Origin of the sequence: Gloeotrichia echinulata CP02, from assembly GCA_038087035.1 — a bacterium.
GTDB lineage: Bacteria > Cyanobacteriota > Cyanobacteriia > Cyanobacteriales > Nostocaceae > Gloeotrichia > Gloeotrichia echinulata.
The window spans coordinates 857,602-874,074 of the sequence record CP051187.1 but is presented as its reverse complement, the minus strand read 5'-3'; the positions used below and the strand labels follow the sequence as shown (position 1 = coordinate 874,074).

Annotated in this window: 6 protein-coding genes; 5 read left to right on the top strand and 1 reads right to left on the bottom strand. The window is 39.0% G+C overall.

The window, feature by feature from the left end:
• Window positions 1–69 precede the first annotated feature (69 nt).
• Together HEQ19_03855 and HEQ19_03850 are read left to right on the top strand one after the other, a co-directional pair.
• Complete coding sequence (locus HEQ19_03855; protein WYL98780.1) at window positions 70–753, top strand: phosphopantetheine-binding protein; 684 nt, start codon at window positions 70–72, stop codon at window positions 751–753.
• The gene (locus HEQ19_03850; GenBank protein ID WYL98779.1) at window positions 750–5,564 is read left to right on the top strand and encodes an amino acid adenylation domain-containing protein; all 4,815 of its coding nucleotides are present in this window, start codon (window positions 750–752) and stop codon (window positions 5,562–5,564) included. Before HEQ19_03855 ends, HEQ19_03850 begins: the two co-directional genes overlap by 4 nt.
• Window positions 5,565–6,730: 1,166 nt before the next feature.
• Here the strand turns inward: HEQ19_03850 and HEQ19_03845 are convergent.
• Complete coding sequence (locus tag HEQ19_03845; protein ID WYL98778.1) at window positions 6,731–6,880, bottom strand: hypothetical protein; 150 nt, start codon at window positions 6,878–6,880, stop codon at window positions 6,731–6,733.
• Between HEQ19_03845 and HEQ19_03840 the strand changes: the two genes are divergently transcribed.
• The 3 genes from HEQ19_03840 to HEQ19_03830 all read left to right on the top strand — a co-directional run bounded on the left by HEQ19_03840 (window position 6,880) and on the right by HEQ19_03830 (window position 16,350).
• Window positions 6,880–10,173, top strand: a complete 3,294-nt coding sequence (locus HEQ19_03840) for an amino acid adenylation domain-containing protein (GenBank protein WYL98777.1) — start codon at window positions 6,880–6,882, stop codon at window positions 10,171–10,173. The two genes, HEQ19_03845 and HEQ19_03840, sit on opposite strands and share 1 nt — an antisense overlap.
• Window positions 10,174–10,298: 125 nt before the next feature.
• Window positions 10,299–14,753 carry an amino acid adenylation domain-containing protein gene (locus HEQ19_03835; GenBank protein WYL98776.1) on the top strand — a complete coding sequence of 1,485 codons (4,455 nt, stop codon included), beginning with the start codon at window positions 10,299–10,301 and terminating at the stop codon, window positions 14,751–14,753.
• A gap of 109 nt (window positions 14,754–14,862) precedes the next feature.
• A complete protein-coding gene (locus HEQ19_03830; GenBank protein ID WYL98775.1) occupies window positions 14,863–16,350 on the top strand; it encodes an MFS transporter in 1,488 nt (495 codons plus the stop codon).
• The last annotated feature ends 123 nt before the right edge of the window (window positions 16,351–16,473 follow it).

The following is a 16,473-nucleotide window of genomic DNA, read 5'->3' as shown; positions in this document are numbered from 1 at the left end:
TTTTTACATAGCTTTACTCACTATCAAAAACAATCCTCTGGCTTACAGAGTTATTGTTTGGCGTGGAGTATGTGGGAAGACATCGGTATGAGTCAGGGTAATGAGATAAAACAGTTACTCAATGCCAAGGGTTATTATGCCATGTCTTCTGAGGAGGCGATCGCTTCGGTACTCATCAGTTTACGCCATCAGCAAGCAGATCTAATGATTGGCTTAGATGGTAGCAACCATAATATTCACCGCTATTTCCGAGAAGTTAAGAGTGTAAAAAAATTAACAGCATATTTGAAAAGCAAAAATTATAGTGTAAAATTTGGAGAAGAATCCCTCAGTGATGACTTCGGTACATCTACCACTTGTAAATATGTTCGTCTAGAGTCAATACCAGTCACAAAAAACGGTGAAATTGACTTTGAGCAACTCGAACAACAAGTTAACAATTCCAATCAGCGACAACGTACAGCCCCCAGAACCGAGACTGAACGCAAAATTGGTCAAAGTTGGCAAGAAGTTCTCGGACTTTCCTCCTGCGACATTTACGATAACTTCTTTGAATTGGGAGGAAATTCCCTCCTAGCTACCCAATTAATTTCTCGATTACGCAAAGATTTTGCTATCGAGTTATCTTTGCAACGCTTATTTACTGCTCCCACCATCGCTAATTTAGCCCAAAGTATTGAAACGCTTATTTGGGTAAATCAAGCATGGCAAACATCTACTGAGACAGAAGAATTTGAGGAGGAAATATTGTGACGATTGTTGATTTTTTATCTAGGCTACAAAGTTTAGGAATTAAAGTTTGGTTGGAAGGAGAACAACTCAGCTATCGCGCTTCTAAGGGGGTGATGACAGCAGCTTTAAAAGCAGAACTAGTACAGCGAAAAACAGAAATTATCGCCTTTCTTAAAGAGGCTAAAATTGCCACACAAGCTACTGCTGCGCCGATAGTAGCAGTTGATAGAAAGGGACTATTACCGTTATCCTATGCCCAGCAAAGGATGTGGTTTCTGCATCAATTAGATAGCAATAACCCTGCTTATAACGAAAGTATTCAACTACGGCTTAACGGTAAGCTAAATATCACAGCTTTAGAGCAAAGTATTCATAATATTATTCGCCGTCATGAAAGTTTAAGGACTGCTTTTATTACTATTGATGGCAAACCATTCCAAAAAATTAATCCTAGTTTTACTATCACCCTACCTGTCGTAGATTTGCAGAATTTATCGGAAATAGAGGTAGAAAATAAAATTACTCAAGAGGTTTGCCAACCATTTAATTTAGAAACTGGTGATTTATCGCGATTTAAGTTGCTGCGTGTAGGGGAAGATTCCCACATTTTAGTGATTACTATGCACCACATCATTACTGATGGTTGGTCAATGGGAATCTTGCTCAAAGAGTTGTCTAGCCTTTATCCAGGTTGTCAAGAAATTGCAGCCAATGTTGCTACAGTTTTACCAGATTTAAATATACAATATGGCGACTTTGTAGTTTGGCAACGACAAAATATCACAGGAGAATTATTAGAAAGACAACTCGATTACTGGAAGCAACAGTTAGCAGATGCGCCGCCATTATTAGAGTTACCCACAGATAAACCACGTCCACCGATTCAGAGTTTTGTTGGTGCGACTCAAGAATTTAAAATTGACCTGAATTTAACCACGCAGTTAAAGTCGATTAGCCAACAGTCAGGAGCGACTTTATTTCATACCTTACTAACGGCTTTTGTTAGCTTACTCTATCGTTACAGTGGTCAGAATGATATTAGTATCGGTTGTCCCATCGCTAACCGTAACCACACAGAAATAGAGTCATTAATTGGCTTTTTTGTCAATACTGTAGTTCTGCGTCATCAGATTCCAAATAATTGCAGTTTTTCCCAATTACTGGCGCAGGTACGACAAGTAGCTTTAGCAGCTGATGCTAATCAAGATGTGCCATTTGAAGAAGTGGTAGAAGCATTACATCCCGAACGTTCTCTCAGCTATAACCCCCTATTTCAGGTGATGTTTGCTTGGGAGAATTTCTCCTTAGATACCTGGGAATTACCTGATTTAACCCTGACTCCCCAGATAGTAGAACGGGGAATATCTCAGTTTGATTTGTCTTTGTCTGTGTGGGAGACAAAGCAGGAATTGATAGCAAGATGGGAATATAGCAGCGACTTATATACAGCAGATACTATTACCAGAATGACAGGTCATTTGCAGACCTTGTTATCAGCAATTGTGATTAATCCCGACCAATCCATTCATAAATTACCACTGCTAACAGAAAAAGAGCAGGAGCAAGTTTTAGTTTTATGGAATCAGACTGAAACTGATTACCCCAAAGATAAATGTATTCATCAGTTATTTGCAGAACAAGTAGAAAGAACACCAGAAGCGATCGCCCTGATTTACGACAACCAAAAACTCACCTATCAACAGTTAAATACTAAAGCTAATCAACTGGCTCATTACTTGCAAAGCTTAGGGGTGAAACCAGAGGATTTAGTGGGGATTTGTGTAGAGCGATCGCCAGAATTAATTATTAGTTTATTAGCGGTTCTCAAAGCGGGTGCTGCTTATGTACCTCTAGACCCTAATTATCCCTCTGAGCGTTTAGCTTACATCATCAAAGATGCTCAGGTGTCAGTTTTATTAACCAAACAGCACCTAGTTGATATTTGGTGTGACGATGAAGCCAAAATAATTTATTTAGACAAAGACCAGCAAATTCTTCATAGCCAAAGTCAAGAAAATCCAGTTAGTGAAGTCCAACCAGAAAACCTAGCCTATGTAATTTATACCTCTGGGTCTACAGGACAACCCAAAGGCGTCACCATTGAACATCGGTCAGTCGTCAACTTCATTGAAGCCGCCATCAGCATCTACGGAATTAGTCAAAATGACCGCATTCTTCAATTCGCCACCATTAATTTTGACGCCGCAGTTGAAGAAATATATTCTACTTTATTCTCCGGCGCAACCCTCATACTCCGCACTGAAGAAATGTTGAATTCCCTCTCAACATTTATGCAAAAATGTCGGGAATGGGAAATCACAATCTTAGATTTACCTACAGCATACTGGCAACAATTAACCACTGAATTAGTCACCACATCTGTAAGTTTACCCCAAACTTTACGCCGAGTAATTATTGGTGGAGAAGCAGCCAGTCCAGCTACATTAAAACTATGGCAAAAATATATTGAATTTCACATTCAGCGGTATCAATTGAGTGAACCACCCAGATTACTCAATACATACGGTCCGACTGAAGCAACTGTAGTTACAACTATTTATCAATTACCTACAGAAAATATTCCCCCACTACTACCCATAGGTAAACCCATTGCTAACAGCCAAACTTATATCTTAGACCAATATCTCCAACCTCTCCCCATAGGGATACCAGGAGAATTGTATATTGGTGGTATTGGTTTAGCACGAGGTTATTTAAACCGCCCAGATTTAACACAGCAAAATTTTGTTGTCTACCCATTAAATAATTCCAGATTATATAAAACTGGAGATTTAGCCAGATATTTACCCGATGGTAATATTGAATTTTTAGGTCGGGTTGATCATCAGGTGAAACTTCGCGGTTTCCGGATTGAATTAGGCGAAATTGAAGCCGTACTCACCACATATCCGCAGGTAAAAGCTGCAGTAGTCATCCTCCGCGAAGATACTCCAGGAATCAAACGCCTAGTAGCATATCTAGTAACTAGCGAAAAATCCTCAAATCACAATCAATTGCGGGACTTTCTCCAGCAAAAGTTACCAGACTACATGGTTCCATCTGCTTTTGTGGTTCTCGATACTTTACCTTTGACTCCTAACGGTAAAATAGACCGTCGCGCTTTACCAGTACCTACAATCAGTAATGATTCAGAGCAATTTGCTGCGCCTCGTACCCCCACAGAAGAAGTTTTGACAGGTATTTGGCAAGAAGTTTTACGATTAGAAAAAGTAGGCATTCATGACAACTTCTTTGAATTAGGCGGAGACTCGATTATTAGTATTCAAATTATCGCCCGCGCTAATCAGAAAGGGATACAAATCACGACTAAACAGCTATTTAAATCCCAAACAATCGCTCAATTAGCCAGTGTTGCTAACACAAATAATTCTATTCAAGCTGAACAAGGTTTAGTCACAGGTGAAGTTACTATAACACCAATTCAGCATTGGTTCTTTGAAGAGAATTGGCAAGAACCGCACTACTTTAATCAAGCAATGATGTTAGCAGTGCCAGCAGATATTAAATCAGCATTATTAGAGCAGGTGATTCAACAATTGATGATACATCATGATGCTCTGAGAATGCGGTTTATTAAAGATGAGTTAAAATGGCAGCAAATTAACTCTGATGAATATGAGTTTGTCCCCTTTGAAGTAATTGATTTCTCCACTTTACCAGAGGCTGAACAATCAGTTGCGATAGAATCAAAAGCCAGTGAACTACAAGGAACTCTGAATTTAGCAGCAGGGCCAATGCTGCGGGTTGTCCTATTTCAATTAGGTAGTGAAAAACCTGCTCGGTTACTGTTAATTATTCAACACCTTGTAGTTGATGGCGTATCATGGCGGATTTTGTTCGATGATTTAGTAACAGCTTACCGTCAACTAGAGCAGGGAGAAGCTGTTAAACTACCGCATAAAACTACATCTTTCCAATATTGGTCTTCTCGTCAGTACGAATATGGACAATCAAAATCTATAGAACAAGAATTTAACCATTGGTTAGCTCAAACCAGCTCCAATATTGAGCCTTTTCCAGTAGATTATGCCTTTCATAAAGCAGCAAATACAGAAGCTAGTAGCACAGAAATATCGGTGTTTTTAACTGAGGAAGAAACTCGCATTCTTTTGCAAGATGTCCCATCAGTTTACAATACCCAAATTAATGACTTAGTACTGACAGCGTTAGTACAAACATTTGCTCAATGGACAGGTTCACCATCCCTATTAATTGACTTAGAAGGTCACGGACGGGAAGAACTATTTGACGATGTAGACTTATCGCGGACGGTCGGCTGGTTTACTACTATCTACCCTGTTCTTTTGGACTTAGGAACAACTTCTAGTCCAACAGAAGCCTTGAAAACCATCAAAGAGCAACTGCGGCGAATTCCTCATCACGGTATTGGTTACGGTATTCTGCGATATCTGGGACAGAATCAGAATATTAGTCAGCAACTACAAATGCTCCCAAAAGCGGAGCTATGTTTTAACTATTTGGGACAATTTGACCAGATTCGGTCAGAACCAATTTTACTAGGATTTGCACCAGAGAGCGTAGGTAAAATTTTTAGCCCGAAATCAGAGCGTAGTCATCTACTAGATGTGGTGGGAATGATAGTTGAAAGCCAGCTGGAAATAATTTGGATTTACAGCGAAAATGTCCATCGACGAGAAACCATTGATCGCCTCGCAAATGATTATATATCAGTGTTGAAAGCATTAATTGAATATTGCATGTCTTCAGCGGTGGGGGGTTATACACCGTCAGATTTTCCTGATGCTGGTTTGAGTCAAGACGAACTTGACAATTTATTAGCTGAAATTTAATTAATTCACCACCAATCACAAATGACAAATGACAAATGACAAATGACCAAGAGTAATGAGTAATGAGTAATGAGTAATGAGTAATGAGTAATGAGTAATGAGTAATGAGTAATGAGTAATGAGTAATGAGTAATGAGTAATGAGTAATGAGTAATGAGTAATGAGTAATGAGTAATGAGTAATGAGTAATGAGTAATGAGTAATGAGTAATGAGTAATGAGTAATGAGTAATGAGTAATGAGTAATGAGTAATGAGTAATGAGTAATGAGTAATGAGTAATGAGTAATGAGTAATGAGTAATGAGTAATGAGTAATGAGTAATGAGTAATGAGTAATGAGTAATGAGTAATGAGTAATGAGTAATGAGTAATGAGTAATGAGTAATGAGTAATGAGTAATGAGTAATGAGTAATGAGTAATGAGTAATGAGTAATGAGTAATGAGTTATGAGTTATGAGTTATGAGTTATGAGTTATGAGTAATGAGTAATGAGTAATGAGTAATGAGTAATGAGTAATGAGTAATGAGTAATGAGTAATGAGTAATGAGTAATGAGTAATGAGTAATGAGTAATGAGTAATGAGTAATGAGTAATGAGTAATGAGTAATGAGTAATGAGTAATGAGTAATGAGTAATGAGTAATGAGTAATGAGTAATGAGTAATGAGTAATGAGTAATGAGTAATGAGTAATGAGTAATGAGTAATGAGTAATGAGTAATGAGTAATGAGTAATGAGTAATGAGTAATGAGTAATGAGTAATGAGTAATGAGTAATGAGTAATGAGTAATGAGTAATGAGTAATGAGTAATGAGTAATGAGTAATGAGTAATGAGTAATGAGTAATGAGTAATGAGTAATGAGTAATGAGTAATGAGTAATGAGTAATGAGTAATGAGTAATGAGTAATGAGTAATGAGTAATGAGTAATGAGTAATGAGTAATGAGTAATGAGTAATGAGTAATGAGTAATGAGTAATGAGTAATGAGTAATGAGTAATGAGTAATGAGTAATGAGTAATGAGTAATGAGTAATGAGTAATGAGTAATGAGTAATGAGTAATGAGTAATGAGTAATGAGTAATGAGTAATGAGTAATGAGTTATGAGTTATGAGTTATGAGTTATGAGTTATGAGTTATGAGTTATGAGTTATGAGTTATGAGTTATGAGTTATGAGTTATGAGTAATGAGTTATGAGTAATGAGTAATGAGTAATGAGTAATGAGTAATGACAAATGACCAATGACCAATAACAAATGACCAATGACCAATAACAAATGACCAATAACAAATGACAAAGGAGCAATAATCAATGGTAGTCGCACAAGAGCCTAGTAAAAAAGATATTGAAGCTATTTATCCTTTGTCCCCAATGCAACAGGGGATGCTGTTTCATAGCCTCTACAATTCAGAATCTCAACCTTATCTAGCGCAAATACAATTAACCATCTACGGAAAGATAGAAGCTTTTGCATTTGAGCAGGCTTGGGAGCAAGTCATAGAAAGACACCCAGCATTACGCACTCTGTTTGTGTGGAAGAACCCCAAACAACCCCTCCAAGTAGTGCGTAAACAGGTGAATCTCCCTTGGATGAATTTAGACTGGCGGTCTTTTTCTCCTGAGCTACAAACACAACAGCTACAAGCTATCTGCGAATCTGACCGCAATCAATACTTTGAACTTGATAAAGCGCCTTTAATGCGGTTGACTCTGATTCAAATGGGAGATGAAAATTATGAATTAATCTGGACTACTCACCATATTCTTGGTGATGGTTGGAGTTCATCAATTATCTTTCAAGAAGTTTTGACTTTCTACCAAGCTATCCAGCAAGGTGAAAAATTATATTTACCCCCAGTCCGTCCTTACCGAGATTATATTGCTTGGTTACAACAGCAAGACCTTGCTACTGCACAGACATATTGGCGGCAAAATCTGCAAGGTTTTACAGCACCTACGCCTTTGGTAGTCGATAAGATAAGAGGAAAAAGTTCTCACCTTAGTACAACTTATAATACTCAATATTTTTCCCTGTCTGCTGCAGCAACTGCTAAACTCAAAAACTTTGCTCAACAGCATCATTTAACATTATTTACTTTAATGCAAGCTGCTTGGGGAATATTACTCAGTCGCTACAGTGGTGAATCAGATGTGCTTTTCGGCGCTACTGTTTCCGGTCGTCCCCCTGCTTTGTTGGGTGTAGAATCTATGGTAGGATTATTTGTTAATACCTTACCTGTAAGGGTAAAAGTAACAGAAAAAACCGAGATTTTGCCTTGGTTAAAACAGTTGCAAGAACAGCAGATTGAGCGAGATCAATATTCCTACACTCCATTAGTAGAAATTCAGGGATGGAGTGATATACCTCGCGGTCAACCCCTATTTGAAAGCTTTGTAGTATTTGAGAACTTACCAGTTGATTCTGAATCAGCAGTAACTCCTGATGGCTGGCGAATAGGTAAAATGGAAAATACCGTTCACGCTGATTATCCCCTGACATTGGTGGGTATACCAGGTGAGGAACTGACGCTAAAAATTACCTATGCTAGCGACCGCTTTGAGCCAGATTCTATTACGAGAATGGCTGGTCATTTCCAAACTTTGTTACAGGGAATTGTAGCCGAAAAAGACCAGAAATTAACAGATTTAATGCTGCTAACTGAGCCAGAGCGACATCAGTTATTAGTAGAGTGGAACCAGACCTATACAAAGTATCCCGATCAATGTATTCATCAATTATTTGAAGAACAAGTACAGCAAACACCCGATGCTGTAGCAGTGGTATTTGATAACCAACAACTGACCTACGAACAGTTAAATATTAAAGCTAATCAACTGGCTCATTACTTGCAAACTTTGGGGGTAGGGACAGAGGTTTTGGTGGGGATTTGTGTAGAGCGATCGCTCGAAATGGTTGTAGGATTATTGGCAATTCTCAAAGCGGGTGGTGCCTACTTACCACTCGACCCTGAGTATCCCCAAGACCGTTTGAGCTTCATGCTCGCAGACACTCAGATTTCAGTCTTATTGACTCAAGAAAAACTAGTTAACAAACTACCTGATCACACAGCTTGTGTAATTTGCTTAGACACAAACTGGAATATTATCAATCAACAAACACAACAGAACCCCAATACTAGCATCAAAGCTGATAACTTAGCTTATGTAATGTACACCTCTGGTTCTACAGGTCAACCCAAAGGTGTGAGCATTGTCCATCAAGGTGTAGTTCGATTAGTCAAACAAACCGACTATATTAGCTTTTCTGCCAAAGAAGTATTTCTACAAGTTGCACCTCTCTCCTTTGACGCTGCAACTTTTGAAATTTGGGGTTGCTTACTCAACAGTGGAAAACTAGTAATATTTCCCGCCAAAACCCCATCTTTAGATGAAATAGAACTAGTTATTGAACAATACAAAGTTACCACCCTTTGGCTAACGTCGGGTCTATTTAATTTAATGGTAGATGAAAAGATTGATGCCTTAAAACACTTACGTCAACTGTTAGCAGGTGGTGATATTTTATCTGTTAGCCATGTCCATAAATTTCTCCAAAATGTAGAGAATTGCCAACTGATTAACGGTTACGGCCCTACAGAAAATACAACTTTTACTTCCTGTTATCAAATCCCAACTTCACTCAGTCCAGATGTTTCTGTTCCCATTGGCCGTCCAATCGCCAACACCGAGGTTTATATATTAGATCAAAATTTACAGCCTGTACCCGTCGGTGTACCAGGAGAACTACACATCGGTGGTGCAGGATTAGCAAGAGGCTATTTCAACCGAACAGAGTTAACACAAGAGAAATTCATCCCTAATCCCTTTGAGCAGTCAAAAGCGCGAAGCGTTGTCAGCGAAGCGAAGCAATCTCAAAAGTCAAAATTGTACAAGACGGGAGATTTGGCACGTTATCTGCCCGATGGTAACATCGAATTCTTGGGACGCATCGATAATCAAGTTAAGATTCGCGGTTTTCGTATAGAACTGGGGGAAATAGAATCAGTTCTGAATAAACATCCACAAATCAACCAAACTATAGTCACTGTACATGGAAACAACGCCACAGAAAAATTCTTAGCTGCTTACTTCATTCCCATAGTTGGACAAACTATTACCCCCTCCGAATTGCGGAAATTCCTCGCCCAATGGTTACCAGAGTATATGATTCCTTTGGCGTTTGTACAAATGGAGTCTTTCCCTCTTAGTCCTAGTGGTAAAGTGAATAGGCGATCGCTACCCATTCCCACCATAGATAGATCAGAATTAAGCCAAAACTATGTTGCACCAAATACACCAGTTCAAGAAGTACTGGCAGATATTTGGCAAGAAGTATTAGGAGTAAAACAGATTGGTATTGACGATAATTTCTTCCAATTAGGTGGACATTCAATCAAAGCAATACAACTAATTAGTCAAATACGTCAAACATTTGAATTAGAACTAACTGTCCGCCATTTGTTTAATCATCCCACTATCGCGGAATTAGTTGTTGTATTAGCGAAATTAGCAGGTGGTGAAGAAATTATTCATGAAATTGCCCAAACTGTCCAAGAAATTAGCCGACTTTCACCAGAACAGGTGCAAGCACTATTAACAAAATAGCAAACCAATATTTAACGTTTGTTATCGTATCTTAAGTAGTATCTTAAGTAGGTTGGGTTGAGGAACGAAACCCAACCCAACTTATAATAACTGAACCGTATTCGTATAAACATAAGAGGCTTATTATGCAGACTTTTAATGATTCTTTTGATAATAAAAAGCGGGAACTTCTCAAACTAATATTAAACAAAAAAGGGATTAACTTAACTACAGAAAAAATTTTACCTCGTCCTCACTCCACACCTGCACCTCTTTCTTTTGCTCAAGAACAGCTTTGGTTTATATCCCAATTAGCAGCGGGCAATACGACTTACAATATACCCTGTGCAATGGAGATTACTGGCAGTTTAAATGTCCCAGTTCTCGAAAGAACAATCCAAGAGATAGCAAGACGCCATGAAATTCTCCGCACCAATTTTCAACAAATAGATGGTCAAAATGTCCAGATAATTAATCCAGAATCCAGCATCACCCTCACAGTGGTTAACTTGGAAAGTGAACAATTAACAACTGTAGAAAAATTAATTAACTTGGAAGCAGAAAAATCTTTTGACCTCAATCAAGACCTCTTATTTCAAGCAACTCTGTGGCGACTGAGTGAAACAACCCATGTGCTGCTGTTGAATATGCACCACATTATCTCTGATGGTTGGTCGATGGGAATTTTGTTGCAAGAGTTATCGACTCTTTATCAAACTTATCTATCACCAGATAAATCACCTTTACCAGAATTAGCAATTCAATATGCTGACTTTGCTGTTTGGCAAAGACAATATTTAAATCACGAAGTCAGACAAAAACAACTAAACTACTGGAAACAACAATTAGCAGATGCGCCACCATTGTTGGAATTACCTGCAGATAGAGTCCGTCCCCCAGTTCAATCATTCCAAGGAGGGGTGTGGGAATTTGAAATTAACTCGGATGTGAGTCAGAAAGTTAGAGAGTTGAGTCAAAAGTCAGGCGCTACTCTGTTTATGACAATATTAGCAGCTTTTGTAACTCTACTCTATCGTTACAGCAATCAAGATGATATTCTCGTCGGTTCCCCTATGGCTAATAGAAACCGTCCAGAAATAGAACCATTAATTGGTTATTTTGTGAATACGGTAGTCCTGAGAAATCAGTTAACAGGAAACCCCAGTTTTTCGGAAGTAATCAACCGGGTACGCACAGTAGCAATGGATGCCCATGTCCATCAGGATGTACCGTTTGAACAGGTAGTAGAAGCTCTACAACCACAAAGAAATCTCAGCTATAGTCCTTTGTTTCAGGTGTTGTTTGACTTGCAACATTCCCTAACGGATAAATTACAATTACCTGGTCTGACTCTGACTCCCTTTCATCTAGGACATACAACATCAAAATTTGACCTTTCCCTGGTAATAGAAGAGACAGGAGATAAATTGATTGGTTGGTGGGAATATAGTAGCGATTTATTTAATCTCGAAACTATAATTCGTCTAGGAAATAATTTTCAAACTCTGTTAGCGGGAATTGTCGCTAATCCTGAAACACCAATTAGTCAATTACCCCTACTTTCAAAAATTGAGCTACAGCAGATTTTAATTGAGTGGAATAATACCAAAACAGATTACTCTTGTTATCAATGTATTCATGAATTGTTTGCACAACAGGTAGTTAAAACACCGGATGCTTTAGCCGTCAGGTTTGGTGATGAAGAATTAACTTACGCTCAATTGAATCACAAAGCTAATCAGTTAGCTCGTTATTTACAAATCTATGGTGTAGCACCAGATGTATTGGTGGGAATTTATCTGGAACGGTCTCTAGAAATACTCGTAGCTATTTTAGCAATTCTCAAAGCGGGTGGCGCTTATCTATTTTTAGACCCCAACTATCCTCAAGAACGCCTAACAGATATTTTGCATGATTCTCAGGTGTCTGTATTAATCACACAGCAAAAATTATTAGCATCTTTAGCAGAACATCCAGCCAAAATAATTTTATTAGATACAGACTCGACAATAATTTCCCAGCAAAGTCAAGAGAATCCAGTTAGTGAAGTCAAACTAGAAAACTTAGCTTATGTAATTTATACTTCTGGTTCTACTGGTAAACCCAAGGGAGTCATGATTCCCCATCAAGGTTTGGTAAACCATGCTAGAGCAATAATTGCAGAATATAAACTCAATAGTAATGACCAGGTTTTACAATTTGCAGCTTTTAGTTTTGATGTAGCGGCTGAAGAAATTTTCCCTACTTGGTTAACAGGTGCAACTTTGGTGATGCGACCCAAAGAAATGTTTGCATCTTTGGCAGATTTTGCCCAGTTTATTGAAAATCAAAGCTTAACTGTGGTGAACTTACCAACACCTTATTGGCAAGAATGGGTGTTAGATTTATTTCAAGGACGTTCTCACGTTGCTGATAGCTTGCGTTTGGTAGTGACAGGTAGTGAGCAAGTTTTACCGGAAAGGTTAGCTTTATGGCAACAGTTAATAGGGGAAAGTGTGCAATGGGTCAATGCCTATGGTCCTACTGAAGCTACTATCACAGCTACAGTTTATCACTCTACAATGAATTCTGCCTTAGCAACTACTCATGCTGTTTCTATCGGTCGTCCCATTGCTAACACCGAAATATTTATTCTTGACCAACATTTGCAACCTGTACCTATAGGTGTTCCCGGAGAATTGCATATTGGTGGTCTAGGTTTAGCGAGAGGTTATTTAAATCGTCCAGATTTAACTCAAGATAAGTTTATTCACAATAATTTCCCAAATTCAAACTCCGCAATTTTGTATAAAACTGGGGATTTGGCTAGGTATCTACCTGATGGAAATATTGAATTTTTAGGTCGGGTTGATTATCAAGTCAAAATTCGCGGTTTCCGGATTGAATTGGGCGAAATTGAAGCGGTATTAGCACAACATCCCTTAGTACAAGCATCGGTGGTGATTGCTAGAGAACACCAGCCCGGAAATAAGCAGTTAGTGGCTTATATTGTGACTGATAGTCAAGCTGATATTCACCGGGAATTACGCCAATTTATCAAGCAAAAATTGCCTGATTACATGGTTCCAGCTTTCTTTGTAAATTTGACAGAATTACCTTTAAATGCTAGTGGCAAAGTCAATCGCCATGCTTTACCAGTACCAGATTTAGAATTGATTGATACGCTAAGTTTTGTACCACCTCGTAATCCTACAGAAGCAGTTTTAGCAGAGATTTGGCTTCAAGTTTTAGGACAAGAAAAAGTCGGCATTTACGATAACTTTTTTGAATTGGGAGGACATTCTCTAGCAACTACTCAAGTAATATCTCGCCTGCGGGAAGCTTTACATGTAGATTTACCTTTGCGCTATCTGTTTGAGGAACCAACAATAGCTGGGTTAGCAGATGTAATTACTAAATTACTGCACACAGGTGCTGTTGAAAATAGCGTTGATGATTTCTTAGCAGATGCTGTCTTAGACTCAACTATTCAACCGCTGGCTGCTACAAAGAACTTGAGCAGTCAGCCGCAAAATATTTTATTAACTGGAGCCACAGGCTTTTTAGGAGCTTATTTACTTCACGAACTCCTAGAGCAAACTCAGGCGAATATCTATTGCTTAATCCGTGCTGCTAATGTTGACAAAGCTAGACAGAAGTTACAAAGCAAACTGCAATCACACAGAATATGGAATCCCGCCAAAAGCCAAAGAATTATTCCTGTTGTGGGAGATTTGTCTCAAAAATTTTTTGGTTTGTCTACATCTCAATTTGATTATTTAGCCAGAGAAATTGATGTAATTTATCATAATGGCGCTTGGATAAATACAATTTATCCCTACGAAATCCTCAAACACAGCAATGTTTTAGGTACTCAAGAAATTCTCAGATTGGCAAGCAAAATTAACATAAAAACTGTACATCATATTTCCACAACTTCGGTTTTTTCCCCTCAAGCCTATGCTGGTAAGATAATTAGAGAATCCGACCCTCTTGAAAACACCCAAGGTCTTGAAAATGGCTATTCCCAAAGTAAATGGGTAGCAGAAAAGTTAGTTATGCAAGCCCGCGAGCGAGGTCTTCCTGTCGCTATTTACAGATTAGCCAGAATTACAGGACATAGCCAAACTGGTGTATGTAATCCAGACGACTTATTTTGTCGCCTCATCAAAGGCTGTATTCAATTGGGAATCACACCAGATATGGATGGTATAGTAGATAATAATACTCCCGTTGATTACGTGAGTCGGGGGATTGTGCATCTATCGCGCCAGCAAGAGTCTTTGGGTAAAGCATTTCACTTGCTTAACCCCCATCCCACCCCAATGAATGACCTGTTCAACTTGATACGCTCTTTGGGCCACCCACTAGAGCAAGTTTCTTTTGACAAATGGCGATCGCATCTGGTAGCAGTTGGACAAATGTCTTCAGACAATGTTCTCCAACCACTTATACCCATGTTTTCGCCACAAGAAGTTGAACCTTTCCCAGAACCACAATTTGACGACCATAACGCCGCTCAAGGATTAGCAGGTACAGATATTATTTTTAGGCCTATTGACCTAGAGTTACTCAGGGTTTATTTTTCTTACTTTATCAGTAGCGGCTTTTTGGCTAATTAGTCATCATGAACTGTCATTTGTCATTTGTCATTTGTCATTTGTCATTTGTCATTTGTCATTTGTCATTTCCAATTTCCAATCCCCAATCCCCTAAAACAAGGAAATATCAATGATAGAACTTAAGGAAGACAGTAATCTTCAAAAGGAATCAGACATGCTGAGTGTCATCCGTGAGATGAGACATTTCCTCTTAATCTGGTTCGGACAATTAGTTTCTGTCAGCGGTTCTGGATTAACTAATTTTGCGCTTGATATCTGGGTTTATGAACGTACTGGTTCGGTGACTCAGTTTGCGCTGCTGATACTGTGTAACACTCTACCATTTGTTCTCATTTCTCCCTTAAGCGGAATTTTGGTAGATAGGTGGAACCGGCGTTGGTTAATGATTTGCAGTGATTTTTGTGCCGGTTTGTGTACCTTGAGCATTGCTTGGTTGTATGCCAGCGATCGCCTAGAAATATGGCATATTTATATCATCACTAGTGCTATTAGTGCTTTCGCGGGCATCCAATGGCCTAGTTACAATGCATCGATCACTCTACTTGTACCACAAAAACATCTCGCTCGTGCCAATGCCTTGAATCAGCTGACTGATGCTTGCGCCCGATTAGTGGCGCCGATTTTAGCAGCTATTTTACTAGGGGTAATCGAACTTAAAGGCATTATCATCATTGATTTTGCTACAATGCTCATTGCTCTGATTCCCCTGCTATTTTTGCGATTCCCGGAAGTTAACACCAAAGCCACTGAAAAAGAGGAAGCATCAGCATCAGGACCTAGTTCATTCTTCCTAGAAGTTTCTCAAGGCTTGATCTACTTGTGGGAACGTCCCGGATTATTCGCAGTTGTGTTACTCATGGCTGTAACTAACTTCCTCACCGGAGTTTTTGACATTGTGGCTATTCCCCTAGCGCTGTCCTTAAGCTCAGTTGCGATCACCGGTACAGTCTTTTCGATTTCTTGCTCTGGTCTAATCGTGGGCGGTATAGCTATGAGTATTTGGGGGGAACTCCGACGCTACATTAACATTATATTGATCAGCACAACTTTAGCAGGACTGTTTATTGCGATTGCTGGTTTGCGTTCTTCCCTGCTGGTATTCACTCCCGCAGCCTTTTTATTTTTTCTCGTAGTCCCAGTTATTAACAGTTCTAGCTTGGCTATATTACAAAAGAAAGTTGTACCCAATGTCCAAGGAAGAGTGTTTGCTTTACAAGGGGCGATCGCTACTACCTGCTTGTCCCTAGGTTACATCACAGCCGGTACTTTATCTGACCAGGTTTTTGAACCCCTCATGGCAGATAATGGAATGCTTGCTGGTAGCATCGGACAAATCATTGGCGTTGGTACCGGTCGTGGGATGGGACTGCTGTTAATTGTTGTGGGAATCCTAACCATGTTGCTGAGTGCGATCGCTTATTTATATCCTCGCCTGCGCTCGGTGGAAGAAGAACTCCCCGACACCATTCCCGATCAAACTTCTCCGTTAATAGAAGAATGGGATGGCCCTTTTCCCACGGTTATGGATGATAATGGTGCTGTGCCACTAATTAATATTAATCCTAGTAGTTTCGCCAAAACAGAGAAGAATCCGTAATTTTTGCGAATTTTCTCAGGATATAGCGGATGATTATTATGTGATTTTATTTGGGTGCGTTACGCCTAACGCACCCTACACAGTTAAGATTTACCAATGCTCTGTCAGATATAACAGAAAAAT

Coding starts and splice junctions, on each gene's coding strand:
- HEQ19_03835 (WYL98776.1), top strand. CDS start 10,299: ATGCAGACTTTTAATGATTCTTTTGATAATAAAAAGCGGGAACTTCTC.
- HEQ19_03840 (WYL98777.1), top strand. CDS start 6,880: ATGGTAGTCGCACAAGAGCCTAGTAAAAAAGATATTGAAGCTATTTAT.
- HEQ19_03855 (WYL98780.1), top strand. CDS start 70: ATGTGGGAAGACATCGGTATGAGTCAGGGTAATGAGATAAAACAGTTA.
- HEQ19_03830 (WYL98775.1), top strand. CDS start 14,863: ATGATAGAACTTAAGGAAGACAGTAATCTTCAAAAGGAATCAGACATG.